The sequence below is a fragment of the Streptomyces sp. NPDC047072 genome (assembly GCF_040643855.1).
In the GTDB taxonomy this organism is placed as follows: domain Bacteria; phylum Actinomycetota; class Actinomycetes; order Streptomycetales; family Streptomycetaceae; genus Streptomyces.
The window spans coordinates 23,620-32,962 of record NZ_JBEYVC010000120.1; the positions used below are offsets into that span (position 1 = coordinate 23,620).

At 69.5% G+C, this 9,343-nt stretch carries 8 protein-coding genes and 1 riboswitch; all 8 genes read left to right on the plus strand.

The features are described 5' to 3' along the window. The first annotated feature begins 138 nt into the window (after positions 1-138). The 8 genes from ABZ896_RS36255 to ABZ896_RS36290 all read left to right on the plus strand — a co-directional run bounded on the left by ABZ896_RS36255 (position 139) and on the right by ABZ896_RS36290 (position 9,281). Positions 139-1,140: a transglycosylase family protein gene (locus ABZ896_RS36255; RefSeq protein WP_360938685.1), complete on the plus strand. Its 1,002-nt coding sequence runs from the start codon at positions 139-141 to the stop codon at positions 1,138-1,140. A 205-nt stretch (positions 1,141-1,345) separates the two neighbouring features. Beyond that, positions 1,346-1,522, plus strand: a riboswitch (cyclic di-AMP (ydaO/yuaA leader). 4 nt (positions 1,523-1,526) lie between these two features. After that, positions 1,527-2,207 carry a transglycosylase family protein gene (locus tag ABZ896_RS36260; RefSeq protein WP_360938688.1) on the plus strand — a complete coding sequence of 227 codons (681 nt, stop codon included), beginning with the start codon at positions 1,527-1,529 and terminating at the stop codon, positions 2,205-2,207. 292 nt (positions 2,208-2,499) lie between these two features. Beyond that, entirely contained in the window at positions 2,500-3,786 is a 1,287-nt protein-coding gene (gene eno / locus ABZ896_RS36265; RefSeq protein ID WP_057610369.1) for a phosphopyruvate hydratase, read from the plus strand. Positions 3,787-3,902: 116 nt separating this feature from the next. Further along, positions 3,903-4,379 carry a septum formation initiator family protein gene (locus ABZ896_RS36270; RefSeq protein ID WP_360938692.1) on the plus strand — a complete coding sequence of 159 codons (477 nt, stop codon included), beginning with the start codon at positions 3,903-3,905 and terminating at the stop codon, positions 4,377-4,379. 22 nt (positions 4,380-4,401) lie between these two features. Beyond that, positions 4,402-4,932: a DUF501 domain-containing protein gene (locus ABZ896_RS36275; RefSeq protein WP_360938695.1), complete on the plus strand. Its 531-nt coding sequence runs from the start codon at positions 4,402-4,404 to the stop codon at positions 4,930-4,932. After that, positions 4,929-5,870, plus strand: coding sequence for a Ppx/GppA phosphatase family protein (locus ABZ896_RS36280; protein WP_360938698.1), 942 nt, complete (start codon positions 4,929-4,931; stop codon positions 5,868-5,870). The genes ABZ896_RS36275 and ABZ896_RS36280 overlap by 4 nt, the downstream gene beginning before the upstream one ends. 433 nt (positions 5,871-6,303) lie before the next feature. Then, positions 6,304-7,686, plus strand: a complete 1,383-nt coding sequence (locus tag ABZ896_RS36285; RefSeq protein ID WP_360938701.1) for an NAD(P)/FAD-dependent oxidoreductase — start codon at positions 6,304-6,306, stop codon at positions 7,684-7,686. A 305-nt stretch (positions 7,687-7,991) separates the two neighbouring features. Continuing rightward, a complete protein-coding gene (locus ABZ896_RS36290; RefSeq protein ID WP_360938703.1) occupies positions 7,992-9,281 on the plus strand; it encodes a class I SAM-dependent methyltransferase in 1,290 nt (429 codons plus the stop codon). The last annotated feature ends 62 nt before the right edge of the window (positions 9,282-9,343 follow it).

A 9,343-nucleotide genomic window follows, 5' to 3' on the forward strand; every position in this document is an offset into this window, starting at 1 on the left:
CTCAAGTCTGTGATCTTCACGTGATCTACGCGGCATTAACTTGTGACAAGTGATCGACTGCCGATACGTTCACGGACCAGCGTGGCGGGTCCACTCGTCCGCCGCGCGGGTCTCTGCAGTCTCGGGAAAGGTCCCCGCATGCTCTCCGGGAACGGTCGTCACCGTCGCCCCCGTCAAGCCCCGGCCCTGCTCGTCGCGGCCGGTGTGACGGGATCCGCCATCGCGATCCCGCTGCTCGGGGCGACCGGCGCGAGCGCGGCCACCGGTACCACCTGGGACCAGGTCGCCAACTGCGAGAGCGGCGGCTCCTGGAGCGAGAACGCGGGCAACGGCTACTACGGCGGCCTCCAGGTCTCCCAGGAGAACTGGGAGAAGTACGGCGGCCTCCAGTACGCTGAGACGGCCGACCTCGCCAGCCGCAACCAGCAGATCGCCGTGGCCGAGAAGATCCTCGCGGACCAGGGCATCGCCGCCTGGCCGACCTGCGGTCTGCTCGCCGGGCTCAGCAAGGACTCCGCGGCGGACGACGTCGACACGGGCGTGGGGAGCGGTACGCCCTCACCCTCGGCGTCCGAGTCGTCCAAGTCATCCGGGTCGTCCGGTTCCGCCGACTCCTCGGGCGCCGACGGTTCGTCCAATTCATCTGATTCGGGCGATTCTTCCGGATTGCTCGACTCGATCGACGGGTCCTCCGCGACGCCTTCGCCGTCCGCCAGTGCCGACAATTCAGCCGAGTCCGGCAAGTCGGGCTCCGAGGCGTCCGACGGCTCCGACAGCTCCGGCAAAGACGGCGCACAGGAATCCGACAGTTCGTCCCCGGTGATCCCGGAAAGTGACGCATCCGACAACTCCTGGCGGGAGGGCGGCTCTTCGGCCCTCGTCGACGTCGCCTCCCTCGGCTCCGGCAAGCACCGCGGCGACAGCGCCGTGGAGACCAAGGCGGCCGAGACGGACTCCACCGCCGGCCGGCATGCCGCGCGGACGTACACGGTCCAGGAGGGCGACTCCCTCGCCTCCATCGCCGACTCCCTTGGCCTCGACGGCGGATGGCGTGCGCTCTACGAGAAGAACAAGAGCGTCATCGGTGCCGACCCGAGCAACATCGAGGCTGGTCAGAAGCTCGACACAGGGGCGGAATAGGGCGTAAAAACCCCGAAAAACAGCGGGAGTTCACGTCATACTTCGCGCCGAATGTCCGCTTTGGCGAAAGTGTGGGATGAGTCTCAGAAGCCCTGATCGTCTTTGAAATTCCCCGGATCGCGTGTCTACCGTCGTCACCGCTCGGCAACCCGAGCCCCGACAGTCGCAACGCCGAATCCTGCCAGCGGCCGTACGGGAACAGTCGTCGCGTCAAGCGCCGTAGGCAGGAGCGGGGGACCCAAGGTAGGCGCCGGGCCCAGCGGAAACGCTGGACCGGCTTGGGGTGAAGCCGCGCAAGGAGCCGAAAGGCGCCGAGCGCGACCGGGCAACTCAACCGGCCCGAACCCGACAGCTCACCTCGCAGGCGTCGGTGAGGGGATCGATCCATGCTGTTTTCCGGCAAGGGCAAGCACCGTCGTCCGTCCAAGGCCACCCGCGCCGCCGCGCTCGCCGGCGTCACCGGTGTCGCCATCGCCGCCCCGCTGATGGCGGCCGGCAACGCCTCCGCCGCCACCGCCTCCGAGTGGGACGCCGTCGCCCAGTGCGAGTCGGGCGGCAACTGGTCCATCAACACCGGCAACGGCTACTACGGCGGCCTGCAGTTCTCGGCCTCCACCTGGGCCGCGTACGGCGGCACCGCCTACGCCTCGACCGCCAACCAGGCCTCCAAGGCCCAGCAGATCGAGATCGCCGAGAAGGTCCTCGCCTCCCAGGGCAAGGGCGCCTGGCCGACCTGCGGCGTGGGCCTGTCCGGCGCCACGTACAGCGGCAGCAGCAGCTCGTCGAGCAACAGCTCTTCGAACAGCTCCACCAGCACCCGTTCGAACGAGCAGAGCGCCTCCCGCTCCACCGAGCGTCCGGCGGCCAAGAAGACCGTCACCACCCCGACCGGCAAGAAGGTCAAGAAGGGCGACGGCGAGTACAAGGTCGTCAAGGGTGACACCCTCAGCTCGATCGCCGAGAAGCACAAGGTCAAGGGCGGCTACCAGAAGCTGTTCAAGCTGAACAAGGACATCATCGAGGACGCGAACCTCATCTACCCGGGTCAGCAGCTGCACCTGAAGTAATACTCAGGTGAACCACAGCGCCCTCACATCCGTGGTCCTCATACTGAAGGCCTCGTGAGGGTCACCCCCCGTCCCCACGGGCTCCCCGCTCCGGTGCGTGTTCCCCCGTACGCACCGGGGCGGGGCTTTTTTGTGCGCGCTTGGGCGACCGTCTTTGTTCAGTTCAGGAACAATTTGCTCTCGGTTTCGTCCACAGGTCGGTCCGCACAGTGGCCGATACCCGGGAGCCGGTTAGGCTCGTCTCGCAGAACACACCGCGGTCCCGGCGGACCGTGTCACATCCAAGAAGGAGATGCTCGTGCCGTCCATCGACGTCGTCGTAGCCCGGGAAATCCTCGACTCGCGAGGGAACCCCACCGTCGAGGTCGAGGTCGGCCTCGACGACGGCAGCACCGGCCGTGCCGCCGTCCCGTCCGGCGCCTCCACCGGTGCCTTCGAGGCCATCGAGCTGCGTGACGGTGACCCCAACCGCTACCAGGGCAAGGGCGTCGAGAAGGCCGTCCTCGCGGTCATCGAGCAGATCGGCCCGGAGCTCGTCGGCTACGACGCCACCGAGCAGCGCCTGATCGACCAGGCGATGTTCGACCTGGACGCCACCGACAACAAGGGCTCGCTCGGCGCCAACGCCATCCTCGGCGTCTCCCTCGCCGTCGCCCACGCCGCCTCCGAGGCCAGCGACCTCCCGCTCTTCCGCTACCTGGGCGGCCCTAACGCGCACCTGCTGCCCGTTCCGATGATGAACATCCTGAACGGCGGCTCGCACGCCGACTCCAACGTGGACATCCAGGAGTTCATGATCGCCCCGATCGGCGCGGAGTCCTTCTCCGAGGCGCTGCGCTGGGGCACCGAGGTCTACCACACCCTCAAGAAGGTCCTGAAGAGCAAGGGCCTGTCCACCGGCCTCGGCGACGAGGGCGGCTTCGCCCCGAACCTCGAGTCCAACCGTGCCGCCCTCGACCTCATCCTCGAAGCCATCAAGGAAGCCGGTTACATCCCCGGCGAGCAGGTCGCCCTGGCGCTCGACGTCGCCGCCTCCGAGTTCTACAAGGACGGCAAGTACCAGTTCGAGGGCAAGGACCGCTCCGCCGCCGAGATGACGGAGTACTACGAGGAGCTCGTCGCGGCCTACCCGCTCGTCTCCATCGAGGACCCGCTGTTCGAGGACGACTGGGCCGGCTGGAAGGTCCTCACCGACAAGCTGGGCGACAAGGTCCAGATCGTCGGCGACGACCTCTTCGTCACCAACCCCGAGCGCCTGGCCCGCGGCATCGACGACGGCGCCGCCAACGCCCTGCTCGTCAAAGTGAACCAGATCGGCTCGCTGACCGAGACCCTGGACGCCGTCGAGCTCGCCCAGCGCAGCGGCTTCAAGTGCATGATGTCCCACCGCTCCGGCGAGACCGAGGACGTCACCATCGCCGACCTCGCCGTCGCCACCAACTGCGGCCAGATCAAGACCGGCGCCCCGGCCCGCTCCGAGCGCGTCGCCAAGTACAACCAGCTGCTGCGCATCGAGGAGATCCTCGACGACGCGGCGGTGTACGCCGGCCGCAGCGCCTTCCCGCGCTTCAAGGGCTGAGCACCGTCAAGGGCTCACCCCGGCAGGGCTAAGGCTTAGCCAGTCGTACGTACGTCCCCGCACCGGTCCCGTACCGTGTGCGGGGACGTACGCGCGTGTGAACGGGAGGCGGGAACATGGCCGTGAAGGACCGGGACCGGTTCTCCACCACGACCAGGATCAGGCTGCTCGGCGAACAGACGGCGGCCCGTGTCTACCGCTCCCAGACCAAGCGGCAGGCCCGCCGCTCCCGCCTCACCGGCCGGGCCGCGCTGCTCGCCCTGGTGCTGTGCACGCTCGTGGTGGCGCTGGCGTACCCGATAAGGCAGTACGTCTCCCAGCGCGCCGAGATCTCCGATCTGCGGCGCGAGAAGGCCCAGGCCGCCGAGCGGGTCGAGAAGCTGCGCGACCTCAAGGCACGCTGGCAGGACGACGCGTACGCGGAGCAGCAGATCCGCCAGCGGCTGCACTACGTGATGCCGGGGGAGACCGGGTTCATCGTGGTCGACCCGGACGCGGCGAAGCAGTCCCGCGCCGACCTCGGGGCCGCCGACCGCCCCTGGTACTCGAACGTCTGGGACGGGGTCGACAAGTCCGACGCCTCCGACCAGTAGACCGACCGATAGAAAGACAGGCATGGAAACGCCCCCGCCCTCCACCCCGCGCACCGAGCCCACCGACGCGGACGTGGAGGCCTTCGAGCAGCAGCTCGGCCGGCCGCCGCGCGGACTGCGCGCGATCGCGCACCGCTGCCCCTGCGGTCAGCCGGACGTGGTGGAGACGGCGCCCCGCCTCCCCGACGGCACGCCCTTCCCGACGACGTACTACCTGACGTGCCCGCGCGCCGCCTCGGCGATCGGCACCCTGGAGGCGAACGGCGTCATGAAGGAGATGACCGAGCGGCTCCAGAGCGACCCGGAGCTCGCGAAGGCGTACCGGGCCGCCCATGAGGACTACCTCGCCCGCCGGGACGCCATCGAGGTCCTGGAGGGCTTCCCGAGCGCCGGCGGCATGCCGGACCGGGTCAAGTGCCTGCACGTCCTGGTCGGTCACTCGCTGGCCGCGGGGCCCGGCGTCAACCCGCTCGGCGACGAGGCGCTCGCGATGCTGCCGGAGTGGTGGCGGAAGGGGCCGTGCGTGACGGCCGTAGCGGAGGAAGACCGGTGACGCGGGTCGCCGCCGTCGACTGCGGTACGAACTCCATCCGGCTCCTCGTCGCGGACGCGGACCCGGCGACCGGGGAACTGGTCGACCTGGACCGCCGGATGACGATCGTGCGGCTCGGGCAGGGCGTCGACCGGACCGGGCGGCTGGCCCCCGAGGCACTGGAGCGGACCTTCGCGGCCTGCCGGGAGTACGCGGCCGTCATCAAGGAGCACGGCGCCGAACGGGTGCGGTTCGTGGCGACCTCGGCCTCCCGGGACGCGGAGAACCGCGAGGAGTTCGTACGGGGCGTCCTCGACATCCTCGGCGTCGAGCCCGAGGTGATCTCCGGGGACCAGGAGGCGGAGTTCTCCTTCACCGGCGCCACCAAGGAGCTGACGGGCAGCGACGACCTCGCCAAGCCCTACCTGGTCGTGGACATCGGCGGCGGCTCGACGGAGTTCGTGGTCGGCGACGACCGGGTGCGCGCGGCCCGTTCCGTGGACGTCGGGTGCGTGCGGATGACCGAGCGGCACCTGGTCGTGGACGGGAAGGTCACCGACCCGCCCACCGGGGCGCAGATCGCGGCGATGCGCGCCGACATCGAGGCCGCCCTCGACCTGGCCGGGGAGACCGTGCCGCTGGCCGAGGCGCGCACGCTGGTCGGCCTGGCCGGCTCGGTCACGACGGTCGCGGCGATCGCGCTGGGACTGGACGAGTACGACTCCGCGCGGATCCACCACTCGCGGATCGGCCGCGACCGGGTCAAGGGCATCAGTGACGCCCTCCTCAAGGCCACCCACGCACAGCGCGCGGCGCATCCGGCGATGCACCCGGGCCGCGTCGACGTCATCGCCGCCGGAGCCCTCGTCCTCCTGTCGATCATGGAGCGGATCGGCGCCGAGGAGGTCGTCGTGAGCGAGCACGACATCCTCGACGGCATCGCCTGGAGCGTGGCGTAAGGTTCCGCGCAGTCCTCCCCTGAGCAGGTGGAACGCACGAATGAGCGCCTCTGGGGGGCCGTGAAACGGCCCTCCGGGGCACCCCGCCGAGAAACATCGTGAAGTTCTTCACAAGGAATTGGGCCCCGTCGGGCGACGAATGTGGCCCGGTTGGCCCTTCCGGGGTCCCAACACCCCTGTGAACACGTTCAAAACGGGGGGATGCGGACCTCCGGGGAGAGGTGCGGGAGGGGCTCGCGGGAGGTCCTCACGGAACGGCTTCCGGTGCGGAGAGGCAGCTCACGCGGCATTGACAACGGTGGCCCCTACCCCGGGGTTCCCCCTCCGCGCCATGATCTGGATCACGCGGGTCGCGGAGGATAACACACACCCTCGGCAAGCTTGTGAAGGGGCGCACGAGCGACCCCCCTGGGGCGGGTGGATACTCGATGCCATGAGCACCACGGAGCGTCCCAGGATCCTCGTAGTAGGCGGTGGGTACGTAGGCCTGTACGCAGCTCGGCGCATCCTCAAGAAGATGCGCTACGGCGAGGCGACCGTCACGGTCGTCGACCCCCGGTCGTACATGACCTACCAGCCCTTCCTCCCCGAAACCGCCGCCGGCAACATCTCCCCGCGCCACGTCGTCGTCCCGCTGCGACGCGTGCTGCCGAAGGCGGAGGTTCTCACCGGCCGGGTCACCACCATCGACCAGGACCGCAAGGTCGCCACGATCGCCCCCCTCGTGGGCGAGGCGTACGAGCTGCCTTTCGACTACCTGGTGATCGCGCTCGGCGCGGTCTCCCGCACCTTCCCGATCCCCGGCCTCGCCGAGCAGGGCATCGGCATGAAGGGCGTCGAGGAGGCCATCGGCCTGCGCAACCACGTCCTCGAGCAGCTCGACAAGGCCGACTCCACGAAGGACGAGGACATCCGCCGCAAGGCGCTCACCTTCGTCTTCGTCGGCGGTGGCTTCGCCGGCGCCGAGACGATCGGCGAGGTCGAGGACATGGCCCGCGACGCGGCCAAGTACTACACCAACGTCTCCCGCGAGGACATGCGGTTCATCCTCGTCGACGCGGCCGACAAGATCCTGCCCGAGGTCGGCCCCAAGCTCGGCCAGTACGGCAAGGAGCACCTGGAGAGCCGCGGTGTGGAGATCTACCTCTCCACCTCGATGGACTCCTGCGTCGACGGCCACGTGGTGCTCAAGAACGGCCTGGAGGTCGACTCCAGCACGATCGTCTGGACCGCCGGCGTCAAGCCGAACCCTGTCCTCTCCCGCTACGGCCTCCCCCTCGGCCCCCGCGGTCACGTCGACACCCAGACCACCCTCCAGGTCCAGGGCACCGACTACATCTGGGCCGCCGGCGACAACGCCCAGGTCCCGGACCTCGTCGGCCGCAAGGCCGGCAACGAGAACGCCTGGTGCCCGCCGAACGCCCAGCACGCGCTGCGGCAGGCCAAGGTCCTCGGTGACAACGTCATCTCCGGGATGCGCGGCTTCCCGCAGAAGGACTACAGCCACGGCAACAAGGGCGCCGTCGCGGGTCTCGGCCTGCACAAGGGCGTCGCGATGATCGTCATGGGCAAGATGAAGATCAAGCTCAAGGGCCGTCTCGCCTGGTACATGCACCGCGGCTACCACGGTCTGGCCATGCCGACCTGGAACCGCAAGGTCCGTGTCTTCGCCGACTGGACCCTCGGCATGTTCCTCAAGCGCGAGGTCGTCTCCCTTGGCGCGATGGAGCACCCCCGCGAGGAGTTCTACGAGGCCGCCAAGCCGGTGCCCGCGGCCGCGAAGCCGGAGCAGAAGACCGAGGCGAAGGCTTCCTGACCGGTACCGGTCGCTGAGCCGATGCGCCAAGCGAAGGGCCCCCTGCCATCCGTGGTGCAGGGGGCCCTTCGGCGTTCCCGGGGGCCGCGCCCCGAGTCGCCCCCACCGTTGCCCAAGCCGGAGAAGACCGAGGCCAAGGCCTCCTGAGTGGCGCCGGTCCCCCGACCGGCTGATTGAACCGAGGGCCTCCCGCCATCCGTGGTGCGGGAGGTCCTTCGGTGTTCCCGGGCGGGGGACTGTACAAGGGCGTGCCGTTGTTCACCTGAACGAAGAGTCCCGGGATTCTTGTCACGGAGGTGTGCGTCATGGCCGATGCCGCGTCGCGGCTGAAGAGCCTGCTGGAACAGCTGCTGGGAGCCGAGCTCCCGCTACGCATCCGGGCCTGGGACGGCTCGCAGGCGGGTCCGCCCGATGCGCCGGCCCTGTTCCTGCGCAACCGGCGCGCCGTGCGCCGGCTCCTGTGGAAGCCGGGCGAGCTGGGCCTGGCCCGCGCCTGGGTGGCCGGCGACCTCGAGATCGAGGGCGACTTCTACGGCGCCCTCGGCCTGCTCTCCGGGGCCGTCTGGGAACGCGAGGACAGCCGTACGACCCTCCAGCTGCTGCGCGACCCGCAGATCAGGTCCGCGGTGGCCGGCCTGGTCCGCCTCGCCGGCCTGCCCCTGCCCCCGGCCCCGCCGCCCGAGGAGATCCGCCGTACCCGCGGCCATCTGCACACCCGGCGCACCGACAAGCGCGCCATCAGCCACCACTACGACGTCGGCAACGACTTCTACGAGATCGTCCTCGGCCCGTCCATGGTGTACTCCTGCGCCTACTGGCCGGGCCCGGACGCGACCCTCGAAGAGGCCCAGCACGACAAGCTCGACCTCGTCTGCCGCAAGCTCGCCCTCCAGGAGGGACAGCGCCTGCTCGACGTCGGCTGCGGCTGGGGCTCGATGGCGATCCACGCCGCCCGTGAGTACGGCGTGCACGTCGTCGGCATCACCCTCTCCCAGGAGCAGGCGGCCTACGCCCGCAAGCGCGTCGCCGACGAGGGACTGACCGACCGGGTCGAGATCCGCGTACAGGACTACCGCGATGTGGCCGACGGGCCGTACGACGCGATCTCCTCCATAGGGATGGCCGAGCACGTGGGGGCGGAGAAGTACCTGGAGTACGCCCAGGACCTCTACCGGCTCCTCACCCCCGGCGGGCGGCTGCTCAACCACCAGATCTCCCGGCGCCCGGTGCAGGACGAGTCGTCGTACGAACTCGACGGGTTCATCGACTCCTACGTCTTCCCCGACGGCGAACTCGCCCCCGTCGGCACCACGGTGACCCAGCTGGAGCGGGCCGGCTTCGAGGTGCGGGACGTCGAGTCGCTCCGCGAGCACTACGCGCTGACGCTGAGGGAGTGGGTGGCCAACCTGGAGGCTGGTTGGGAGCGCGGGGTCCGGCTTACCAGCCCGGGGCGCGCCCGGGTGTGGCGCCTCTATATGGCGGCCTGCGCCCTCGGCTTCGAGCGCAACCAGCTCGGGGTGAACCAGGTCCTCGCGGTCCGCACCCCGGATTCGGGCGCCGCAGGGATGCCGTGGCGGGCCCGAGTGTGGAAGTGAGGGACTGATTGGTGCGGATGTCCCGGTTACCCGCGGTATCTACCGCCGGTAACCGGGACATC